This window comes from Burkholderia sp. CCA53, assembly GCF_001685525.1.
GTDB classification, from domain to species: domain Bacteria; phylum Pseudomonadota; class Gammaproteobacteria; order Burkholderiales; family Burkholderiaceae; genus Burkholderia; species Burkholderia multivorans.
On the sequence record NZ_BDDJ01000002.1, the window covers coordinates 2,094,123 to 2,117,740 of the forward strand.

At 70.2% G+C, this 23,618-nt stretch carries 10 protein-coding genes and 2 pseudogenes; 6 read left to right on the forward strand and 6 right to left on the reverse strand.

What is annotated here, in order from left to right; all coding sequences use genetic code 11:
- The first annotated feature begins 262 nt into the window (after positions 1-262).
- Positions 263-12,991: an autotransporter-associated beta strand repeat-containing protein gene (locus tag BCR55_RS25555; RefSeq protein WP_053298469.1), complete on the forward strand. Its 12,729-nt coding sequence runs from the start codon at positions 263-265 to the stop codon at positions 12,989-12,991.
- Positions 12,992-13,399: 408 nt separating this feature from the next.
- Positions 13,400-13,816 carry a hypothetical protein gene (locus BCR55_RS25560; protein ID WP_035947906.1) on the forward strand — a complete coding sequence of 139 codons (417 nt, stop codon included), beginning with the start codon at positions 13,400-13,402 and terminating at the stop codon, positions 13,814-13,816.
- A gap of 175 nt (positions 13,817-13,991) precedes the next feature.
- Here the strand turns inward: BCR55_RS25560 and BCR55_RS25565 are convergent, their stop codons facing one another.
- The 3 genes from BCR55_RS25565 to BCR55_RS25575 form a co-directional block, all read right to left on the reverse strand.
- Positions 13,992-15,779 carry a chloride channel protein gene (locus BCR55_RS25565; protein ID WP_059940508.1) on the reverse strand — a complete coding sequence of 596 codons (1,788 nt, stop codon included), beginning with the start codon at positions 15,777-15,779 and terminating at the stop codon, positions 13,992-13,994.
- A 20-nt stretch (positions 15,780-15,799) separates the two neighbouring features.
- Complete coding sequence (locus BCR55_RS25570) at positions 15,800-16,213, reverse strand: MarR family winged helix-turn-helix transcriptional regulator (RefSeq protein ID WP_006396919.1); 414 nt, start codon at positions 16,211-16,213, stop codon at positions 15,800-15,802.
- Between the two features lie 102 nt (positions 16,214-16,315).
- Complete coding sequence (locus tag BCR55_RS25575) at positions 16,316-17,485, reverse strand: HPP family protein (RefSeq protein WP_012467947.1); 1,170 nt, start codon at positions 17,483-17,485, stop codon at positions 16,316-16,318.
- 370 nt (positions 17,486-17,855) lie between these two features.
- Between BCR55_RS25575 and BCR55_RS25580 the strand changes: the two genes are divergently transcribed.
- Positions 17,856-18,827 (forward strand): LysR family transcriptional regulator, encoded by a 972-nt coding sequence (locus BCR55_RS25580; RefSeq protein WP_006403417.1) that lies wholly within the window; start codon positions 17,856-17,858, stop codon positions 18,825-18,827.
- Positions 18,828-18,876: 49 nt separating this feature from the next.
- On the opposite strand, the pseudogene BCR55_RS32780 reads toward BCR55_RS25580, so the two are convergent.
- Both BCR55_RS32780 and BCR55_RS25585 read right to left on the reverse strand, forming a co-directional pair.
- Positions 18,877-19,026 (reverse strand): annotated as a pseudogene (locus tag BCR55_RS32780) (MFS transporter); the annotation flags it as partial.
- A pseudogene (locus BCR55_RS25585) lies at positions 19,023-19,286 on the reverse strand (hydroxyacid dehydrogenase); the annotation flags it as partial. The pseudogenes BCR55_RS32780 and BCR55_RS25585, both read right to left, overlap by 4 nt.
- A 113-nt stretch (positions 19,287-19,399) precedes the next feature.
- Between BCR55_RS25585 and BCR55_RS25590 the strand changes: the two are divergent.
- On the forward strand, positions 19,400-20,308 hold the full coding sequence (locus BCR55_RS25590) for a LysR substrate-binding domain-containing protein (RefSeq protein WP_006396925.1): 909 nt from the start codon (positions 19,400-19,402) through the stop codon (positions 20,306-20,308).
- 121 nt (positions 20,309-20,429) lie between these two features.
- Here BCR55_RS25590 and BCR55_RS25595 read toward each other — a convergent pair whose 3' ends face one another.
- The gene (locus tag BCR55_RS25595) at positions 20,430-21,518 is read right to left on the reverse strand and encodes a calcium:proton antiporter (protein ID WP_006403419.1); all 1,089 of its coding nucleotides are present in this window, start codon (positions 21,516-21,518) and stop codon (positions 20,430-20,432) included.
- Positions 21,519-21,695: 177 nt separating this feature from the next.
- Between BCR55_RS25595 and BCR55_RS33190 the strand changes: the two genes are divergently transcribed.
- Complete coding sequence (locus tag BCR55_RS33190) at positions 21,696-21,869, forward strand: hypothetical protein (protein ID WP_175403846.1); 174 nt, start codon at positions 21,696-21,698, stop codon at positions 21,867-21,869.
- Between the two features lie 160 nt (positions 21,870-22,029).
- On the forward strand, positions 22,030-23,586 hold the full coding sequence (locus tag BCR55_RS25600; protein WP_065496459.1) for a 3-hydroxyacyl-CoA dehydrogenase: 1,557 nt from the start codon (positions 22,030-22,032) through the stop codon (positions 23,584-23,586).
- Positions 23,587-23,618 lie beyond the last annotated feature (32 nt).

Genomic DNA, 23,618 nt, shown 5'->3' on the forward strand with positions numbered 1-23,618 from the left:
CAAAGCCGTTTCGCGCGAAACAGCAAACCGTGAAGAGGGAAAAAATTACCGGAGGGGGCGTAAAAGCAAAAAAATGAAGATCGAATAATGCTCGTCGATTGATTCTCGTCAGTTGTTAATCCATGCCATCCGTTCCGAATTGGCGGCGGGAAGGTATTTGCCAAAAATATCGATTAACGCATGCCGGTATTTTCCTTCCGATTTGAGTGTGTGAAAGGAATGGCTCTGTGTCGTTGATGCTCTTTAATGGGAAGGTGTGATTATGCGTATGCGCATGGGATCGAATAAAAAGCGCGCGGAAGCACGTCCGAAATTCCTCGTCCCGACCGGCATGCTGGTCGCGCTGATCGGCGCCGGGATCGTCCCCGCCGACGCCCTGGCTGCCTGCACCGGAACGACGTCCGTCAGTTGTACCGGAACCAGCACGTCCTATTCGAACGGCACGAACAATCTGAACCTGACCGTCGAGTCCGGCGCGACCATTTCCGTGGTGCCGTTGTTCGGCGGCACCGCGCTGTCGCTGACGGGCAGCGGCGTCACGCTGACCAACAACGGCCGGATCGACCCCGCGTTGTCCGGGCTGAGTGTCGTGTCGAACGGCACGGTGGTCGGCAATAGCGCGTCGGCGAGCACCGTCAACGTCACGAACACCAGCACGGGCGTGATGATGGGGTCGACGAGCTCGCTGGTGAACGGGCCGGCTTTGACCGTAAACAACGGCATCGGCGGCACGACCAACATCACGAACGCCGGCATGATCGGTACGACCGGCCTGCTCGGCTTCGGCGCGGGGCCGACCGCGCAGGTCGTGACCACGTCGGGCGGCGCGCAGACCAACTTCACCAACGCGAGCAGCGGCACGATCAACGGGTCGGTGGTGCTCGCGCCCAGCGGCACGCCGGGCGCAGGGAACACGTTCACGAATGCCGGCACCGTCACGGGCAACGTCTCGCTGGGCGCGGCGCTCGGCACGTCGAACACGTTCAATGCGCTGACCGGGTCGTCGGTCGGGCTCGGCGTCGACGCCGGGCTGGGCGGCAACAACACGCTCAACCTGCAACTGAACACGGCCGCCGGCGGCGCGACGAACGGCGCCATCGCGGTCGATACGTTCGCCAATTTCAATCACCTCGCCGTACAAGGCGGCACGTGGGACATCACCGGCGCGTCGACCGCGACCGACGCGTCGCTGACGGGCGGCACCGCGATCGTTCATGGCACCGGGGCGCTCGGCACCGGCACGATCGTCGCCGGCGGCGGCACGCTCGAGGCCGGCGCGGCCGGCGTCAATCTGCTCAACAACGTGACGCTGAACGGCGGCCTGAACGGCGGCCTCACGATCGACGGCGGGAACGGGCTCGCGCTGTCGGGGGCGATCGGCGGCAGCGGTGCGCTGAACGTGAACGGCACCGGCACGCTGGCGCTGAACGGCGCCAATTCGTTCACGGGCGGAACGAATCTGACGGGCGGGGGCGGCATCGTCGTCGGCACGGGCAGCGCGCTCGGCAGCGGCGCGCTCAACGTGACGGGCGCGGGCGGCTCGCTCGGCACGAGCGTCGGCGGCACGGTGCTCGGCAATGCGGTCAATCTCGACCCGAACGTCACGCTGGGCCTGAACGGCTCGGCCAGCTTCGGCCTCGGCGGCGTGATCGGCGGTAGTGGCAGTCTCGCGCAAACCGGCACGGGCACGACGACGCTCACCGGCATCAACACGTTCACGGGCGGCACGACGCTGAGCGGCGGCGGACTGATCGCCGGGAACGGCTCCGCGCTCGGCGCGGGCGCGCTGCATGTCAGCGGCGCGGGCGGCTCGCTTGCGACGAATGCGAGCGGCACGCTGCTCGGCAACGCGGTGAACCTCGACGCAGGCGCCACGCTCGGCCTGAACGGCGCGGCCGACTTGAGCCTCGGCGGCGCGATCGGCGGCAACGGCGGCCTCGCGCAAAGCGGCACCGGCACGACGACGCTGCTCGGCGCGAACACGTTCAGCGGCGGCACGACGCTGAGCGGTGGCGGGCTCGTCGCGGGCAGTGGGGCGGCGTTGGGCACGGGCGCGTTGAACGTGACCGGCACCGGCGGCACGCTCGCGACGAATGCGGCCGGCACGCTGCTCGGCAATGCGGTCAATCTCGGCGCCGGCGCGACGCTGGGCCTGAACGGCTCGGTCGACCTGAGCCTCGGCGGCGCGATCGGCGGCAGCGGCAGCCTCGCGCAAACCGGCGCCGGCACGACGACGCTGCTCGGCGCGAACACGTTTAGCGGCGGCACGACGCTCGGTGCCGGCGGCCTCGTCGCCGGCAATGCGGCGGCATTGGGCACGGGCGCGCTGAACGTGATCGGCGCCGGCGGTTCGCTCGCGACGAACGCGAGCGGCACGGTGCTCGGCAATGCGGTCAACCTCGGCGCGGGCGCCACGCTCGGGCTGAACGGCGCGGCCGATCTCGGCCTGAGCGGCGCGATCTCGGGCGCGGGCGGCCTGGCGCTCGGCGGCACTGGCGCGACGACCTTGTCCGGCGCGAACACGTTTACCGGCGGCGCGAGCCTGACCGGCGGCGGCAGCCTGATCGTCGAAGGCGGCAGCGCGCTCGGCGTCGGCGGCGCGTTGAACGTGAGCGGCCTCGGCGGTTCGCTGAGCGCGGATCTGGCCGCCGGCGCGTCGCTTGCGAATGCGATCAACCTGAACGGTGCGTCGCTGACGCTGAACGGCGCGCACGACCTCGGGCTGAGCGGCGCGATCGGTGGCACCGGCGGCCTCGTGCTGAGCGGCGCGGGGACGACGACGCTGTCCGGTGCGAACACCTTCGGCGGCGGCACGACGCTGAGCGCCGGCACGCTGCTCGCGGGCAGCAATACGGCGCTCGGCAGCGGCGCGCTGAACGTCGCGGGCGCCGGCGGCGCGCTCGGCGCGAGCGTGAGCGGCACGACGCTGGGCAACGCGGTGAACCTCGGCGCGGGCGCGACGCTCGCGCTGACCGGCGCGAACGATCTCGGCCTGAGCGGCACGATCGCCGGCGACGGCGGCCTCGCGCAGACCGGCACGGGCATCACGACGCTGCTCGGCGCGAACACGTACACGGGCGGCACGACCTTGAGCGGCGGCGGGCTGCTGGCCGGCAACGGCAGCGCGCTCGGCACGGGCGCGCTGAACGTGACGGGCGCGGGCGGCTCGCTCGGCACGACCGTCGGCGGCACGGTGCTCGGCAATGCGATCCAGCTCGGCGCGGGCGCAGCACTGACGGTTGGCGGTGCGAACGATCTCGAGTTGGGCGGGATCATTTCCGGCGCGGGCGGTCTGTCCGTGAGCGGCCCGGGTACGACGAAGCTCACCGCGGCCGAGACGTTTACCGGCGGCACCACGATCGGCAGCGGCACGCTCGCGATCGGCGCGGGCGGCAGCCTCGCCGCGTCGAGTCCCGTCAACCTGACGGGCGCTGGCGCGCAGTTCAACATCGCCGGTGCAACCACGCCGCAGTCGATCGGCACGCTGTCCGGTGTCGCGGGTTCGACGATCGATCTCGGTTCGAACAACCTGACGCTCGCAGGCAGCGGTAGCGGCGTTTTCGCGGGCAACATCGGCGGTGCGGGCGGGCTGACGCTTTCCGGCACCGGCTCGCAAGCGCTGATCGGCACGAACACCTACGCAGGCGGCACGGCGCTGACGGGCGGCAGCCTGATCGTCGGCAGCGGCGCGGCGCTCGGCGTCGGCGCGCTCGACGTCAACGGCTCGGCTTCGCTTGGCGCGAGCGTGCCGGGCGTGACGCTCGGCAATGCGGTCAATCTCGGTGCCGGCGTCACGCTGGGGCTGAACGGCGCGAACGATCTTGGGCTGAGCGGTACGATCGCGGGCAACGGCAGCCTCGCGCAAACCGGCACCGGCACGACGACGCTGCTCGGCGCGAACACGTTCACGGGCGGCACCACGCTGAGCGGCGGCGGACTGATCGCGGGCAACGGCGCGGCGCTCGGCACCGGTGCGCTGAATGTCAGCGGGGCGGGCGGCACGCTCGCCACGAACGTCGCCGGCACCTTGCTCGGCAACGCGGTGAACCTCGGCGCCGGCGCGACGCTCGGCCTGAACGGCGCGGCCGATCTGAGCCTCGGCGGCGCGATCGCCGGCGACGGCGGCATTGCGCAGACCGGCGCAGGCATCACGACGCTGCTCGGCGCCAACACGTACACGGGCGGCACGACGCTGAGCGGCGGCGGGCTGATCGCGGCCAACGGCTCGGCGCTCGGCACAGGGGCACTGAACGTGACGGGCGCAGGCGGCTCGCTCGGCACGAGCGTCGGCGGCACGGTGCTCGGCAATGCGGTGAACCTGGGCGCGGGCGCGACGCTGACGGTCGGCGGCGCGAACAACCTGGGCCTGGGCGGCGCGATTTCGGGCGGCGGCAATCTCGCGGTGAGCGGCCCGTCGATCACGACGCTCACGGGGGCGGGCAGCTACACCGGCAACACGACGATCGGCAACGGCAGCACGCTCGCGGTAGGTGCGGGCGGCAGCCTGTCCGGCGGCAGCTTGTTCGATCTGGCAGGCGCGGGCGCGACGCTCGACCTCAGCGCGGCCACGTCGCCGCAGACGACGGGCGGGCTGGTCGGCGCAGCCGGCTCGGCCGTGAATCTCGGCGGCAATACGTTGACGCTCGGCGGCACCGCCAACGGCACGTTCGGCGGCACGATCGGCGGCGCAGGCGGGCTCGCGATGTCCGGCACCGGCACGGAGACGCTGACCGGCGCGAACACCTATACGGGCGGCACGACGATCAACAGCGGCACACTGGCGATCGGCGGCGCCGGGAGCCTGGCCGCGAACGGCACGGTGAACCTGGCCGGCGCCGGCGCGACGTTCGACCTGAGCGGCGCGACGCTGCCGCAGACGACGGGCGCGCTGTCCGGTGTGGCCGGCGCGACCGTCAATCTCGGCGGCAACAGCCTCACGCTCGGCGGCACGGGCAGCGGCACGTTCGACGGCACGATCGCCGGCGCGGGCGGCAGCCTCGCGCTCTCCGGCACCGGCACCGAAACGCTGAACGGCGCGAACACGTACACGGGCGGCACGAGCCTCACGGGCGGCGGCACGCTCGTCGCCGGCAACGCGTCGGCGCTCGGCACGGGCGCACTGAACACGAGCGGCGCGGGCGGCACGCTCGCCGCGCGCAGCGCCGGCACGACGCTCGGCAACGCCGTGAACCTCGGCACGGGTTCGGCGCTCACGCTCGGCGGTACGAACAACCTCGGTCTGAGCGGCATCATCTCGGGCGGCGGCAGTCTCGCGCAAAGCGGCACGGGGACGACGGCACTGACCGGCGCGAACACCTATTCGGGCGGCACGACGTTGAATGCCGGCGGCCTGTCGGTCGGCAACAACACGGCGCTCGGCACGGGCACGCTCAGCGTTACCGGCACGAGCGGCACGCTCAGCGCGAGCACGGCCAACCTGCTGCTCGCGAACGCGGTCGATCTCGGCGCCGGTTCGGCGCTGAATCTCGGCGGTGCGTTCGACTTCGGGCTGAACGGCATCATTTCCGGTGCGGGCGGCCTCGTGCAGTCGGGCAGCGGCACGACTACGCTCGGCGGCGCGAACACCTACGGCGGCGGGACGACGCTGAGCAACGGCGGACTGAGCGTCGGCAGCAACACCGCGCTCGGTACCGGCGCGCTGGACGTGACCGGCAACGGCACGCTGAGCGCGAGCGTGAGCGGCACGACGCTCGGCAACGCGATCACGCTCGGCGGGGGCGCGACGCTCGGGCTGAACGGCGCGAACGATCTCGGCCTGAGCGGCACGATTTCCGGCAGCGGCAGCCTCGCGCAGACCGGCAGCGGGACGACGACGCTCACCGGCACGAATACGTACGACGGCGGCACGACGCTGAGCGGCGGCGGTCTCATCGCCGGCAACGGCAGCGCACTTGGGACCGGCGCGCTGAACGTCAGCGGCAACGGCGGTTCGCTCGGCACGAACGTCGCCGGCACGACGCTCGGCAATGCGGTGAATCTCGGCGCAGGCGCGACGCTGACGGTCGGCGGCGCGAACGATCTCGGCCTCGGCGGTGCGATTTCGGGGAACGGCGGTCTGTCGGTCAGCGGCCCGTCGACGACGACGCTCACCGGCACGAACACCTATACGGGCAATACGACGATCGGCAGCGGCAGCACGCTCGCGGTCGGCGCGGGCGGCAGTCTGTCGGCGGCCAGCGCGCTCGATCTCGCCGGCACCGGCGCGGCGCTCGACATCAGCGCGGCGACGACGCCGCAGACGAGCGGCATGCTGTCCGGCGTGTCGGGCACGAGCGTGAACCTCGGCGGCAACACGCTGACGCTGGCGGGTTCCGGCAACGGCAATTTTGCGGGCACGATCGGCGGCACCGGCGGCTTGACGATGTCGGGCACGGGCACCGAAACGCTGACGGGGACCAACACCTACACCGGCGCGACGACGATCAACAGCGGCACGCTGGCGATCGGTGCGGGCGGCAGCCTGTCGGCGAGCAGCCCCGTGAATCTCGCCGGTGCGGGCGCGACCTTCGACGTGAGCGGCGCGACCACGCCGCAGACGACGGGCACGCTGTCGGGTGTCGCCGGTTCGACGGTGAACCTCGGCAGCAACAACCTGACGCTCGGCGGTTCGGGTAGCGGGACGTATGACGGCACGATCGCGGGTGCAGGCGGCAGCCTGACGTTGGCGGGTACGGGCACCGAGACGCTGACGGGCACGAACACCTACACAGGCGGCACGAACCTGACGGGCGGCGGCACGCTGCTGGCCGGCAACAGCTCGGCGCTCGGCACCGGCGCGGTGAACACGAGCGGCGCGGGCGGCACGCTCGGCACGAGCGTGGCAGGCACGACGCTGACCAATGCGATCAATCTCGGTTCGGGTTCGACGCTGACGGTCGGCGGTGCGAACAATCTCGGCCTCGGCGGCACGATCTCGGGTAGCGGCAATCTGGCCGTGAACGGTCCGTCGACGACGACGCTGACCGGCACCAACACGTACACGGGCAACACGTCGATCGGCGGCGGCAGCACGCTCGCGGTCGGGGCGGGCGGGAGTCTTTCGGGTGGCAGCGCGATCGATCTGGCCGGCACGGGCGCCACGCTCGATGTAAGCGCCGCGACGACGCCGCAATCGACGGGCGCGTTGTCAGGCACTGCGGGCTCGACCGTGAACCTCGGCGGCAACACGCTGACGCTCGGCGGTTCGGGCAACGGCACGTTCGGCGGGACGGTCGGCGGCACGGGCGGCCTGACGCTGTCGGGCACGGGCACCGAAACGCTGACGGGCAACAACACCTACACCGGCGCGACGACGATCAACAGCGGCACGCTGGCGATCAGCGGCAACGGCAGCCTCTCGTCGAGCAGCCCGGTGAATCTCGCCGGTGCCGGCGCGACCTTCGACGTGAGCGGCGCGACCACGCCGCAGACGACGGGCACGCTGTCGGGTGTCGCCGGTTCGACGGTGAATCTCGGCAGCAACAACCTGACGCTGGGCGGCACCGGCAACGGCACGTACGGCGGCACGATCGCGGGCGCGGGCGGCAGCCTGACGCTGTCGGGCCCGGGTACCGAAACGCTCACGGGCACGAACACCTACACGGGCGGCACGAACCTGACCGGCGGCGGCACGCTGATCGCTGGCAGCAGCTCGGCACTCGGCACGGGCGCGCTGAACACGAGCGGCGCGGGCGGCACGCTGGCCGCGAGCACGCCGGGCACGACGCTGGGCAACGCGGTGAATCTCGGCAGCGGCTCGACGCTGACGGTTGGCGGCACGAACGATCTCGGGCTGGGCGGCGCGATTTCCGGCGCAGGCAATCTGGCCGTCAGCGGTCCGGCGACGACGACGCTGTCGGGCACCAACACCTACACGGGCAGCACGACGATCGGCGGCGGCAGCACGCTGGCGGTCGGGGCGGGCGGCACGCTGTCGTCGGGCAGCACGATCGACCTGTCCGGCACGGGCGCGACGCTCGACCTGAGCGCGGCCACGTCGCCGCAGACGACCGGCGCGCTGTCGGGCGGCACGGGCACGAACGTGAACCTCGGCAGCAATACGCTGACGCTCGCCGGCGCGGACAGCGGCACGTATGCGGGCGTGATCGGCGGCACGGGCGGGCTGACGCTGTCGGGCACGGGCACCGAAACGCTGACGGGCAACAACACGTATACCGGCGCGACGACGATCAACAGCGGCACGCTCGCGATCAGCGGCAACGGCAGCCTCTCGTCGAGCAGCCCGGTGAGCCTGACGGCGGCCGGCGCCACGCTCGACCTGAGCGGCGCCGCGTCGCCGCAATCGACGGGCACGATCTCGGGCGTGGCGGGCTCGACGGTGAACCTCGGTAACAACAACCTGACGCTCGGCGGGTCGGGCGACGGCACCTACGCAGGCAACATCGCCGGCACCGGCGGCGTGACGATGAGCGGCACGGGCACGGAAACGCTGACGGGCGCCAACACCTACACCGGTGCGACGACGATCAACAGCGGCACGCTCGCGATCGGCGCGGGCGGCAGCCTGTCGGCGACGACACCGGTGAGCCTGACGGGTGCGGGCGCAACGTTCGACCTGAGCGGCGCGACCACGCCGCAGACGACGGGCACGCTGTCGGGTGTCGCGGGTTCGACGGTGAACCTCGGCGGCAACAACCTGACGCTGGGCGGCACGGGCAGCGGCACGTATGACGGCACGATCGCCGGTGCGGGCGGCAGCCTCACGCTGGCGGGCACCGGCACCGAAACGCTGACGGGCAACAACACCTACACGGGCGGCACGAACCTGACGGGCGGCGGCACGCTGATCGCGAGCAACGGCGCGGCACTCGGCACGGGCGCGCTGAACACGAGCGGCGCAGGCGGCACGCTCGGCACGAGCGTGGCAGGCACAACGCTGAACAACGCGGTCAATCTCGGTGCGGGTTCGACGCTGACGGTCGGCGGTGCTAACAACCTCGGCCTCGGCGGCACGATCTCGGGCAGCGGCAATCTGGCCGTGAACGGCCCGTCGACGACGACGCTCACCGGTACGAATACGTACACGGGCAATACGACGATCGGCAACGGCAGCACGCTCGCTGTCGGTGCGGGGGGCGCTCTGTCGGGCGGCAGTGCGGTGAATCTGGGCGGCGCCGGCGCGACGCTTGACCTGAGCGCCGCCACGACGCCGCAATCGACGGGCGCGCTCTCGGGTGTCGCGGGTTCGACCGTGAATCTCGGCGGCAATGCGCTGACGCTCGGCGGTTCGGGCAGCGGGACGTATGACGGCACGATCGCGGGTGCGGGCGGCAGCCTGACGTTGGCGGGTACCGGCACCGAGACGCTGACGGGCAACAACACATACACGGGTGGCACGAACCTGACGGGCGGCGGCACGCTGCTGGCCGGCAACAGCTCGGCGCTCGGCACCGGCGCGGTGAACACGAGCGGCGCAGGCGGCACGCTCGGCACGAGCGTGGCCGGCACGACGCTGACCAATGCGATCAATCTCGGTTCGGGTTCGACGCTGACGGTCGGCGGTGCCAACAACCTCGGCCTCGGCGGCACGATCTCGGGCAGCGGCAATCTGGCCGTGAACGGTCCGTCGACGACGACGCTGACCGGCACCAACACGTACACCGGCAACACGTCGATCGGCGGCGGCAGCACGCTCGCCGTTGGTGCGGGCGGGAGTCTTTCGGGCGGCAGCGCGATCGATCTGGCCGGCACGGGCGCCACGCTCGATGTAAGCGCCGCGACGACGCCGCAATCGACGGGCGCGTTGTCGGGTGTGTCGGGTTCGACCGTGAACCTCGGCGGCAACACGCTGACGCTCGGCGGTTCGGGCAACGGCACGTTCGGTGGGACGGTGGGCGGCACGGGCGGCCTGACGCTGTCGGGCACGGGCACTGAAACGCTGACGGGCAACAACACCTACACCGGCGCGACGACGATCAACAGCGGCACGCTGGCGATCAGCGGCAACGGCAGCCTCTCGTCGAGCAGCCCGGTGAACCTCGCCGGTGCGGGCGCGACCTTCGACGTGAGCGGCGCGACCACGCCGCAAACAACCGGCACGCTCTCGGGTGTCGCCGGTTCGACGGTGAACCTCGGCAGCAACAACCTGACGCTGGGCGGCACGGGCAACGGCACGTACGGCGGCACGATCGCGGGCACGGGCGGCAGCCTGACGCTGTCGGGTACGGGCACCGAAACGCTGACCGGCACGAACACGTACACGGGCGGCACGAACCTGACGGGCGGAGGCACGCTGATCGCGGGCAGCAACACGGCACTCGGCACGGGCGCGCTGAACACGAGCGGCGCGGGCGGCACGCTGGCCGCGAGCACGCCGGGCACGACGCTGGGCAACGCGGTGAATCTCGGCAGCGGTTCGACGCTGACGGTCGGCGGCACGAACAGCCTCGGCCTGAGCGGCCCGATCTCGGGCAGCGGCACGCTCGCGCTCACGGGCCCGTCGACGACGACGCTTTCCGGCGCCAACAGCTACACAGGCGGCACGCTCGTCACGGGTGGCGGCACGCTGGTGGCCGGCACGCCGACGGCGCTCGGCAGCGGCACGCTGAGCGTCGGCGGCAGCGGCGGCACGCTCGGCACCAGTGTGGCCGGCACGACGCTCGGCAACGCGGTGAACCTCGGCACGGGCTCGACGCTGACGGTCGGCGGCGCGAACAACCTCGGCCTGAGCGGCCCGATTTCGGGCGGCGGCAACCTCGCGGTGAACGGCCCGTCGACGACGACGCTGAGCGGCGCGAACACGTACACCGGCAGCACGACGATCGGCACCGGCAGCACGCTGGCCGTCGGCGGCACCGGCAGCCTGTCGGCCGGCAGCGCGCTGACGCTGGCCGGTAACGGTGCGACGCTCGATGTCGGCGGTGCCACGACGCCGCAGACGGCAAGCGCGTTGTCGGGCACGGCCGGTTCGACCGTGAACCTCGGCGGCAATACGCTGACCGTGGCCGGCCCCGCGGGCGGCGTGTTCGGCGGCACGATCGCCGGCAGCGGCGGTTTCGCGGTGCAGGGCGGCGGCACGCAGACGCTGACCGGCGCGAACACGTACACCGGCGGCACGACGATCGGCAGCGGCAGCACGCTCGCGCTGTCGGGCGCAGGCAGCCTCGCGCCGACGAGCCCGGTGACGCTCGCGGGCAGCGGCGCGACGCTGAACCTGGCGGGCTCGGCCGCACCGCAGTCGATCGGCGCGCTGTCGGGCACGACGGGCTCGAACGTGAACCTCGGCAGCACGCCGCTGACGGTGAACACGGCGGGCACCGGCACGTTCGCTGGCACGCTGTCGGGCACCGGCCCGCTGACGCTGGCCGGCACGGGCGCGCAAGTGCTGAGCGGGACGAACCCGCTGTCGGGCCCGACGAACGTGACCGGCGGCACGCTTGCCGTCACCGGTTCGCTGGCGAACTCGCCGGTGACGGTCGGCAACGGCGCGACGGTCACGGGAACGGGCACGATCGGCGGTCTGGTCGTGTCGGGCGGCGGCACCGCATCGGTGCTGCAGCTCGGCCAGCCGCTGAAGGTGGCGGGCAACGCGACGTTCCAGCCCGGCTCGACGCTGCAAGTCGGCGCCACGCCGCAGCAAAGCGGCGGCCTCGACGTGACGGGTTCGGCCGCGCTCAACGGCGGGACGGTGCAGGTCGTCGCGGCGACCGGGCAGTATCAGCCGGGCAAGCTCTATACGATCGTCAATGCGGGCGCAGGCGTGCAAGGGCAATTCAGCGCGGTGAACTCGACGTATGCGTTCCTCACGCCGACGCTCCAGTACGACGCATCGCGCGTGCTGCTGTCGCTCGCGCCGAACGGCACGCCGTTTGCCTCGGTGGCTTCGACGCCCGACGGGCAGGCGGCGGCCGGCGCGGTCGGCACGCTGGGCGCCGGCAACCCGCTGTTCGATACGGTGCTGACGGCCGATGCGCCGACCGCGAGCCGCGCATTCGCGCAACTGGCCGGCGATCTGTATCCGAGCACGCGTAGCGTGCTGCTGTCGGACAGCCGCTACGTGCGTGACGCGGTGCTCGATCGCGCGCGTCTCGGCTCGCAGCCGGGCGGGGCGTTGTGCGGCTGCGAGGCGCCGGTGTCGGCGGACGATCATGCGGCGTCGCTCGATCGTCGGCTTGCGGCGGAGAACGGCTGTACGCCGGCGAAGTCGTTCAAGCCGGCGGTGTGGGGCCGCATCTACGGCTCGCACAGCCGCTTCGACGGCGACGACGTCGCATCGATCGACCGCAACCTGTATGGCTTCATCGTCGGTACGGACGCGGAAGTCAGCAGCCACTGGCGCGTCGGTATCGCGGGCGGCGCATCGCGCAGCCTGCTCAATACCGACCAGAACGAATCGGCGAAGGTGAACGGCGAGACGATCGCGCTGTACGCGAGCGGCCGATACGACGCGTGGAACATCCGGGGCGGCCTCGCGCAGTCGTGGTATCGCGTGCACAGCGAGCGCAATCCGTCGTTCGGCAGCTTCGCCGATCACGACACCGCCAGCTACGACGCGAACGCGACGCAGGTGTTCACCGAGATCGGCTACTCGACCGCGATTCGCAACGTCGCGCTCGAGCCGTTCGTCGGCCTCGCCTACGCGAGCGTGCATACCGGCGGCTTCAACGAGAGCGGCGGCGCGGCCGCGCTGCAGGGCGAATCGCGCACGAGCGGGCTCGGCTTCTCGACGCTCGGCGTGCGTGCGTCGACCGATCTGGCGGTCACGACGAAGGGCAAGGTCTCCGCGTACGGCACGGTCGGTTGGCGGCATGCGTTCGGCAATACGCAGCCCGGTTCGACGCTGTCGTTCGCGAGCGGCGGGACGCCGTTCAACGTGGTCGGCGTGCCGGTCGCGCGTGACGCTGCGGTGCTCGAAGTCGGCGTCGATGCGGCGGTCACGAAGAACCTGTCGGTGGGACTGTCGTATAGCGGCCAGGTCGGCGGCCACGTCAGCGATCACGCGTTGTACGGCAACCTGTTGTGGAAGTTCTGAAGGTGGGGCGGCCGCTCGCGGTGCGGTGTTCGCGAGCGGCCGGTTTCGCGCTCGACGGTGCGGCAGTCGCGCGGTCCGACCGCCGAAAGTACGGTGTGCCGATCGAGCGGCGCGGCATGGGCAAGCGGAAGCGGCGCACGCGTGCGTCATCGCGTCGATCGTCGTCGGATCGTCGGGTGTGGAGGTCGCGATGAGGGTGGGCTTCGCGCTTCGCGCGGAGACCTGCAGCAGCGCGGCGGCCGTTTCCCGGGCGCCTTCGAGCGCGTCGTGTGCCGACGTGTTTGTCAGCAGGGTGGCCGGCTGGTTGCGCCAACTCTCGTCGTCGCGTCCTTCCGAAATTTTGCCGGCCATTCCGGTCGACGCGATCTTGCGTGCAATTGAAATGCACTCAACGGCAGGCGTTCGCCAATGCCGTTTCTCGCGCCGCAGGTCCGCCATCGCAGAGTGGCGCGCAATACCGGCCGGGCGAGTACGAAAACGATAGGCGCGCTAAGTGATGCCGCGCAGTTCGTACCGCGCGTCATCTCATTCACGTATGGGAATTCGAAGATCGCCTTGCAGCATTCGTGCGCAGGCGCCGATGGATTGCGAGTGCGTCGCAAGCGGGCGCTGATCGCGCGTTTCGTTCTACCGGGGAAAGTGCTGGCGGTTGCCGAGACGTCCTTGTCGAACGGGCGCACGCTCGCCGGCCGATTGCGGCATCCGTTTTTCACGAGCTGCGCATCGACGAACGCGCCGCGTTCGGCGATCGGGCAACGCGACGATCGCGGCGATCGCGACGCAGCATGCGTTGCCGCCATGCCGCGTCGCGCGCCGGATCGTTGATTGTCGTTATCGAACTGCGAGGTTGGAATGGCTGGGAAGACCGCTGATGGCCCCGTCGCATGAGTGCCATGATGACAAATTTTCGTCTGCTTAATTGTCAACCAACTTTAAACGCAGCGACGGTGCGGCGCGGGGCAGCGCAACGCGGCAATGCGGCCCCGGCCCCGCGACCGCATCAGCCCGCCTTGCGCGCGCCCGGATCGCGCAGATTCGCCGGCACGATCGGACGGAAGCGCTCGCGCTTGTGTTCGTCGTCGAAATGCTGAAGCGCGGGCTTGATCAGATCGCTGCGCGACACGATCCCGGTGAGGCGCATCGATTGCGGATCGTCGACGACCGGCAGCCGCTCGAGCCCGAGCATCGCGAGGCGCGACGCGACGAGGCGGCAGGTCTCGTGCGCCAGCGCGATCGCCGGCGCGCGATCGGCGAGCGCGGTCGCGATCGACGTGTCGGGCGTGCGTTGCGCGCGCTGCGCGTCGACGAAGGCGCGATCGACGACGCCGAGCAGCCGGCCGTTCTGCACGACCGGATAGGCGCGATGCGTTTGCTGCGCGCCGAAGAACTGCGCGGCCACCGCCTCGAGCGTCGCCGTGCCGTCGATCGCGACGAGCGCGTCGGCGGGCGTCATCACCTCGCCGACGTCGTGCCGTTCGAGCGGATCGACGCCGTATTCGCGATAGATGTGATAGCCGCGGCGCGCGATCTTCTCGGTCATGATCGAGCGCTTCATCGCGACGGTCGCGAAGCCGTGCGCGACGAGCGTCGCGGCGAGCAGCGGCAGCAACGCATTCGCGTCGTGCGTGAGTCCGAATGCGAAGACGATCGCGGTCAGCGGTGCGCCGAGCGTCGCGCCGAGCGTCGCCGCCATGCAGACGAGCGGCCACAGCGCCGGATCGCCGCCCGGCAGCACCGGCGACAGCACGGTGCCGAGGCCCGCGCCGAGCATCAGCAGCGGCGCGAGCACGCCGCCCGACGTGCCCGAGCCGAGCGCGATGACCCACATCACGGCTTTCACGACGAGCAACGCGAGGGCGATCTGCAGTGCGATGTGCTGATGAAGCAGATCGCCGATCACGTCGTAGCCGACACCGAGCGCGCGCGGCTCGAGCCAGCCGCCGACGCCGATCACGATCGCGCCGAGCGCGGGCCACCACATCCAGTGCACGGGCAGCTTCGCGAACGTGTCCTCGACGCGATACAGCGCGGCCGACAGCCCGCAGGCGAGCACGCCGGACAGCAGGCCCGCGACGAGGCACGACAGCAGCGCGACGGGCGAGGGCGCGGCCGTCGTCAGCGGAAACAGCGGCTCGACGCCGAAGAACAGCGCGCGCGCGAAGCCGGCCACCGCACAGGCGAGCGCGACCGGCAGGAAGCTGCGCGGCCGCCATTCGAACAGCAGCAGCTCGACGGCGAGCAGCACCGCGGCGACCGGCGTGCCGAACACGGCCGTCATGCCGGCGGCCGCACCGGCGACGAGCAGCGTCTTGCGCTCGGCGGCCGTCACGTGCACGCATTGCGCAATCAGCGAGCCGAGCGCGCCGCCCGTCATGATGATCGGGCCTTCGGCGCCGAACGGGCCGCCGCTGCCGATCACGATGCCCGACGACAGCGGCTTGAGCACCGCGACCTTCGGCGACATGCGGCTCTTGCCGAACAGGATCGCCTCGATCGCTTCGGGGATGCCGTGCCCGCGGATCTTCTCCGAACCGAAGCGCGCCATCAGGCCGACGACGAGCGCGCCGATCACCGGTACGGCGATGACCCATGCGCCGAGCGTGTTGCCGGCGGGCGAGCGGTCAGCGAACGAGAACTGCTGGAAGAAGAACAGGTTCGTGAACAGATGGATCAGGCTCAACAGCACGAACGCTGCGAGCGTGCTGAGCAGGCCGATCACGGCGGCTAGCAACGCGATCCTGGGCAGGCGTTCGTTGGTCGAGAAATCGCGTTTGTGCGGTGCGTTCATCGGAGTCGGAAAAACGGAGGTCAGTAATCGATCTGGGGAACCTGGAATGCGCCCTTGAGCGACTTCAGCTCGGCGCGATGCATCGCCGCGAGGCGCGCAAGCAGCGTTTCGCCTGCCGGCTCGAGGTGCACCTCGACCTGCCGGCGATCGGCTTCGCTCGGCTTGCGCTTCACGAGGCCGAGCGCCTCGCAGCGTGTGACGAGCGCGACGACGCCGTGATGCTGCGCCTGCAGCCGCTCGGCGAGTTCGCCGATGGTCGCCCATTCGCGGTGCGGATAGCCCTTGATGTGCAGCAGCAGCAGGTATTGCAGCGGCGTCACGCCTTCGCTTTGCGCGGCGCGCTCAGAGAAGCGTTCGAAACGCCGCATCTGGTAGCGGAATTCGGACAGTTGCTGGAAGTCGCTTTTGGTCAGCGCACGTCGGCTATCGGTCATCGCAGGGGCGGAAGGTCGGTTTCAATAGCGCGCCAATATATCACAACATGATATAAATGGCCGTATTTGAACGATGTTTGCGTTGTTCGGCTTTCGCGCGCGTTACGCGGCTTCGAGTATCTGCGTCTGCTGGTACAGGCCCGTGACGAGGTCCGTCTGCGTGATGATGCCGACGAGCCGGCGCGACGCGTCGACGACCGGAATATGGTGGTGGCCCGAATGCGTGAACAGCGGCACGAGCGCGGTCAGCGGCAGCGTCTGCGGCACCGACGCGACGTCGCGCGTCATCACGGTCGACACGCTCGGCGGCTGGCCGCCGAACGATTCGGGCAGCCGCGCGGACAGGCGCTGCCACAGCGCGGCAGGCCGGCGCAGCGGGCGCGTGAGGTCCGCGCGCGTGACGATGCCGGTCAGCCGGCCGTCCGCGTCGACGACGGGCAGCGCCTTCACGCGATGACGGTCGAGCAGCGTGAGCGCCGCGGTGATCGACGTCGACGGCGCGATGCTGATCGCGTTCTTCGTCATCAGGTCCGCGCACGTGAGCTGGCCAAACGTGCGCGCATAGGCCTGCATTTCGGTTTCGCGCAGCAGCGTTTCGAGATCGTCCGGATCGACGTCGAGCCATTCGCTGCGACGCTTGAGCACCGCGTCGAGATCCTCGCGCCTGAAGCCGCCGCGTGCCGGCGTCGCCGCCTGCGGCTTCGCGTCGCCGCGCGCGCTGCCGTGCGGATAGCGGTGGCCGGTCAGCGCGTGGTACACGAGCGCGGCCGACAGCAGGATCGCCGATTGCAGCAGAATCGGTTCGAGCACGAAGCCGAAGCCGAGCGCATGGATCGCGGGGCCGCCGACCACGGCCGTGAGCGCGACCGCACCCGACGGCGGGTGCACGCAGCGCAGCACGAACATCCCGCCGATCGCGCAGGCGATCGCGACCGCGGCCGCCGTGATCGGATCCGCGATCCACTGTGCGCACGCGACGCCGACGGTCGCGGCGACGAGATTGCCGCCGATGATCGACCACGGCTGCGCGAGCGGACTCGCGGGCACCGCGAACAGCAGCACGGCCGAGGCGCCCATCGGCGCGACCAGCAGCGGCACGAGGCCCGGCACGCCCGGCAGCAGCCGCATCGTGACGCCGACCGTCGCAATGCCGACGAGCGCGCCCGTGCACGAACGCAGGCGCTCGCGCCAGCCGAGCGTCATCGGGTGGGGAATGAAGCTGTGCAGCCATTGGCGCAGCGTGCGGCGCGACGGGGAGGAGCCTGACGACATGGACGTAACGGTTGAAAAGATCCGACGCATCGCGGCGGCATGCCGCGGGCCGGGCCGGAATTATATCGCGTCGTGATACAAATTGTCGCGCTGCATCAACGCGTTGCGCGCAGGCGACGCGCGTTCCTTGCGGCAACCTTTCATTCGATGAAAGCCGCCGCGTGCGTCATTGCGCAAATTTGTCTGCGGCGGCGTACAATTCCGGCCACCGAATCCCCGCTATGTCAGAACCCCGTCCGCCATGCCCGCTCTCCCGCCTTCTCCCCGGCACGGTGAGCGATGTCGCGCGGTTCGTGGCCGTGCTGCATCGCCCGGCTGACGCGCGCGCGGCCGACGCCTTCTCCCCACAGACTCTTCCGAAGCCAATTCAATGGACATGCTCGAAAACATGCGCCTGTTCGTGCGCGTTGTCGAAGCCGGCAGTTTCACTGCGGTCGCGAAAGAGATCGATGCGACTACAGCGCAGGTGTCGCGCGCCGTGTCGAATCTCGAAGCGCACGTGCAGACGCGTCTTCTGCATCGCACGACGCGTCATCTCGGTCTGACCGAAAGCGGCGAGCGCTATTTCGAGCGCGCGAAATCGATCCTCGCGGAGATCGACTACGCGAACGCCGAGGCGCGCAATGCGCTGCTGCGGCCGAGCGGGAAAATGCGCATCCATGCGATGACGGGGCTCGGGCAGAGTCATGTCGTATCGTCGATCGTCCGCTATCAGGAGGACAACCCCGAGGTGTCGGTCGAGCTGACGCTTGCGCAGCGCATGCCGAACCTCGTCGAGGAAGGGTACGACGTGTCGATCGTCACGGCGTCGCAGTTGCCCGATTCGGGCTACGTCGCGCAGACCTGCGGCACGAGCTGCAGCGTGCTCGTCGCGTCGCGCGACTATCTCGCGCGGCACGGCACGCCGCAGACGCCGGACGATCTGCCGAATCACGTGTGCCTGCGTCTCGACACACCGGCGTCGCCCGCGAGCGAGTGGCGGCTCGAACGCGCCGACGGCGAGGAGACCGTGTACGAACTGCAGCCCGCGCCGTTCCAGGTCAACGTGCCGGACGCGCTCTGCGTCGCGGTGCGCGCCGGGCGCGGGATCGCCTGCGTCGCCCTCTATACGGTGCTCGACGATATCCGCGAAGGGCGTCTGATCCGCGTGCTGCCCGAATACCGGTTGCAGACCGTCAGCGTCTATGCGGTCTATGCGACGCGCCGCTATCTCGATGCGAAGATCCGCACGTTCCTCGACCATCTGCGCACGACGCTGACGCCGGCGCTGGAGAACGACCTGCGCGAGCTCGACCGGCTGACGACCGAGCAGGCGCAAAGCGGCGGCCTGAAGCGAGCGTGATGCGGCGCGCGGGCGTATCGCCCGAACGCGCGATCCTGAACCGCGGCGATCACCCGTCCGCTGCGACGCGAATCCGCTCGAAGCGGCCCGCAAGCCACGCGTACGCGGCGATGCCGATCAGCCCGTGCGCGGCGACGAACCACAGGGCGCCGGCAAACGAGCCGGTGTGCGCGACGAAGTAGCCGATCACGAGCGGCGTGCGCGGGCGCGTTCGAGATCGACGGCGTCGGTGCCGATGCCGTTGATCTCGACGATTTCGAGCGCGCCGAGCCGGTCCATCAGCGCGGCGGACAAGCCGTTGACGCCGCCGATCACGACGCCCGGGATGCGCGGTGCGACGCGCGCGACCAATGCGTCCGGCTCATCGGTCGCATATAGCCGATGCACCGCGTAGCGGGCGGACGGTTCGGCGTCGATCGATTCGGGAAGCGGCTGGGTAAGCAGGATATCGATGGTCATCAACGTCTCGGTCGGCGTGCGCGGCGCGGGTCGCGCATCGGGTGCAACCGAGTATAGGAATCGCATCGATGTTGGCCTAACATCAAAGGCCTGTTGATTGATTCAACGCTTGAATGATCGAACTGCACCAGCTTCGCTGCTTCGTCGCGGTCGCCGAGGAACTTCACTTCGGGCGCGCGGCGAAGCGGCTCTTCATGACGCAGCCGCCGCTGAGCCGGCAGATCCAGCTGCTCGAACATGCGCTCGGCATCGCGTTGCTCGAGCGCAGCAGCCGGCAGGTGAGTCTGACCGCGGCCGGCGAACGCTTTCTGCGTGACGCGCGGCACATCCTCGAATTCTCGGCGCGGGCCGAACAGGCCGCGCAGCGCGTCGCGCACGGCGGCGCGGGCCGCATCACGCTCGGCTTCACGGCGGTCAGCGCATACCGGATGATTCCGATGCTGCTCGCGCATGCGGCGCACGCCTTGCCGGACGTGGACGTCGAGTTGCGCGAGATGGTGTCGACGGTGCAGATCGACGCGCTCGCGTCGCGGATGCTCGATGCGGGGTTCGTGCGCCAGCGCGCCGCGCGCCAGCCGCTCGAATATCGGCTGGTGCAGCGCGAGCCGATGCTCGTCGCGGTCGCAGAAGGCGCGCCGCTCGCCGTGCACGAACGGATCGGCCCCGACGATCTCGATCGCCAGCCGTTCATCGCGTATTCGCCGAACGAAGGCAAGTATTTCCACGACATGATTTCCGGGATGTTCGCGAGCGCCGGGCGGCTGCCGAACTACCTGCATTACGTCGGGCAGACGCATACGATCCTCGGCCTCGTGCGCGCGGGGCTCGGCGCCGCGCTCGTGCCGGCGTCCGCGCGCGAGCTGCACGTGGACGGCGTCGTGTTTCGTCCGCTCGCGGACGTCGACGTCGCGGCCGAACTGTATCTCGCGTGGCGGACCGACAACGACAATCCGGCGCTGCCGGTATTCAATGCGATGGTCGAACGGTTTCTGACGGAAAGCGCGGACGGCGGCATCGCGTGAGGGTCGCGCCGGCGAGCGAGTGCGACGCAGGAAGGCTCAAAGCGAAAAGGCGAAGGGAAAGGGGCAGAGCGCCGGCCCGGCCGCACGCTTGAATCGACGTGCGGCCAGGCCCGGCGACAGGTCAATGCGTGACCGACAGAAACAGATACGCGGCGAACAGCGACAGATGCACGACGCCGTGCAGCACGGTCGTGCGACCCTGGCTCAGCGTCAGCGTGCTGACGAGCAGCGTCAGCGCCAGCAGCACGGTTTCCATCGGGCCGATGCCGAGCGTCAGCGGCTGGCCGACCCAGATGAACACGGCCGCGACCGTCGGGATCGTGAGCCCGATACTCGCGAGCGCGGAGCCGAGCGCGAGATTCATGCTGGTTTGCAGCCGGTTCGCGCGTGCGGCCGTCACGGCCGCGAGCCCTTCGGGCAGCAGCACGAGCGCGGCGATCACGATCCCGACCGCCGCTTCCGGGGCGCCGAGCTTCATCACGGCATGCTCGACGGCCGGCGACAGCAGCTTCGCGAGCAGCACGACCGCGACGAGGCTCGCGAACAGCAGCGCGAGGCTGATCAGTGCGGTGCGGCCGCTCGGCGGCGCCGCATGCACGGCCTCGTTCGCGCTGTCGTGATCGGCGAGAAAGTAGTCGCGATGGCGCACCGTCTGCACGAACACGAAGACGCCGTACAGCACGAGCGACGACACGCCGGCGAACGCGAGCTGCGACTTCGACAGCATCGGGCCGGGCGCCGCGCTCAGATAGTTCGGCATCACGAGCGACAACACGGACAGCGACGCGAGCACCGCGAGCGCCTTGCTTGCGCCGCGCCCCTGAAAGTCCTGTTCGCCGTGCTTCCAGGCGCCGACGAGCAGACACAGCCCGACGATGCCGTTGCAGATGATCATCACGGCGGCGAACACGGTGTCGCGCGCGAGGCCCGATTTCTCGGGGCCGGCGCCCAGCATCACGGACACGATCAGCGCGACTTCGATGACCGTCACGGCGACCGCGAGCACAAGCGTGCCGAACGGCTCGCCGACGCGATGCGCGACCACTTCGGCATGGTGAACGGCGGCGAACACGGCGCCCGCGAGCGCGGCGGCGAACAGCGCGATGACGAGGCCTTCGGCCGGCACGACGCGCGACAGCGCGAGCACCAGCCAGGCGGCAAGCGGGGCCCAGAGGGTCCAGCGTGGGAGCTGGTTGGACGAGATCGGCATGGAGGGTTTCCTTATTCGAGTGGCGACGCGCGATGCGTCGCCACGGGTTGACGAAGCCCGGCCGGACAATCCGCCGAACGAGGACGATGCAGCTGAAGGATGGCGGCGCGGCAGCGTCGCCGAGGTGTGCGGCCGCGAGGCCGCGACGGGCGCGGGCGGGCCGGAGCCCGTCGCTGGATGAAACGGTTCGATGCGGCCGGCGGGGCGGTCGCGGCGCCGTTCCGGCCCCGCATGACCGACGCCGGGCGCCGATGTCGGCTCGACACGCGGTTTTCCCCCGAAAGCCGGCGATTCGTCGAATCTTATCAGGCGTTCCGGGACCGTTATCTCGTTTTCGAACGCTTACATTGACCTTTCTGTTCGAAAAAAGTGCCCGGCCATGTCGATTTTGTGTCGTCGCAGCTTCCGTCATGCTGCGTTGCCCGACAAATTCGGGCTCGCCCTGACATAAATCTACCGACCGGTCGGTTTATAATCGCTCGCACTTCCACTTGATGACGGATCGCAAGCGATGGCTGTTTCTTCTGCACATTCGACGAACCCCGGCGCGTTGCCGCTGTCGGCCGTCGTCGGCGTGATCGGCGCCGGCGCGATGGGCGCAGGTATCGCGCAGGTTGCGGCTGCGGCCGGCCACACGGTCTTGCTGTACGACCTGAACGAAGCCGCTTGCGACAAGGCGCTGGCCGGCATTCGTGCGCAGTTCGCGCGGCTCGCGGAGAAAGGGCGGCTCGAGCCGGCCGAGGCCGAATCCGCCGGCGGCCGCATCCGCGCCGTGCGCGCGCTCGCCGACTTCGCGCCCGCGGCGCTGATCGTCGAGGCGGCTGCGGAGCGGCTCGACGTGAAGCGCGAGATTTTCGCGACGCTGGAACGTCATGTCGACGATGCGTGTCTGCTCGCGACAAACACGTCGTCGATCTCGATCACGTCGATTGCGGCCGGGCTGCGCGCGCCGCAGCGCGTCGCCGGCCTGCATTTCTTCAACCCGGCGCCGCTGATGGCGCTCGTCGAGGTCGTCAGCGGGCTCGCGACCGCGCCCGAGGTCGCGCAGGCGCTTTACGCGGCCGCGGCCGCGTGGGGCAAGAAGCCCGTGATGGCGAAGTCGACGCCCGGCTTCATCGTCAATCGCGTCGCGCGGCCGTACTACGCGGAGGCGCTGCGCGTGCTGAACGAACAGGGCGGCACGCCCGCGTCGATCGACGCGGTGCTGCGCGACGCCGGCGGCTTCCGGATGGGGCCGTTCGAACTGATGGACCTGATCGGCCACGACGTGAACTTCGCGGTGACCGAATCGGTGTTCCGCGCGTACTTCAACGATCCGCGCTACACACCCTCGCTGATCCAGCAGGAACTCGTGAACGCGGGTTTCCTCGGCCGCAAGTCGGGGCGCGGCTTCTATTCCTATGCGGACGGCGCTGCGCCGCCCGTCGCCGAGGTCGAACCGCCGCGCGACGCGCCGGTCGACGTCGTGCTGTTCGCCGTCGACGGCCCGGCCGCCGCGCTGCATGCGCGCCTGGCCGAGCGCATCGCGGGCGCGCGCGTGCAGGATGCGCATCCGCACGAGCTGATCGCGACGGCCGGCCGCGCGTCGATCGCGCTGACGGACGGCCGCACCGCGACCGAGCGCGCCGCGCAAACGGGTATGGCCGATCTCGTGCTCGTCGATCTCGCGCGCGATTACACGCAGGCCGGCGTCGTCGCGCTCGCGCGCGCCCTGCAATGCAGCGACGCCGCCTATGCGGACGCGGTCGGCCTGTTCCAGGAGGCCGGTTTCCGCGTGATCGGCCTCGGCGACGTGCCGGGAATGATCGCGATGCGCACGGTCGCGATGCTCGCGAACGAGGCGGCCGACGCCGTGAACCAGGGCGTTTGCTCGCCCGCCGATCTCGATCTCGCGATGGAGAAGGGCGTCAACTACCCGTGCGGCCCGCTCGCGTGGGCCGACGCGATCGGCGTCGGCCGCGTGTACCGCGTGCTGTCGAACCTCGCCGCGAGCTACGGCGAGGACCGCTATCGCGTCTCGCCGCGCATCGCCGCGCGGCACGCGGCCGGCCGGTCGTTGCGCGCGTAGCCGCGATCCCGATCACGACAACGACATATTCC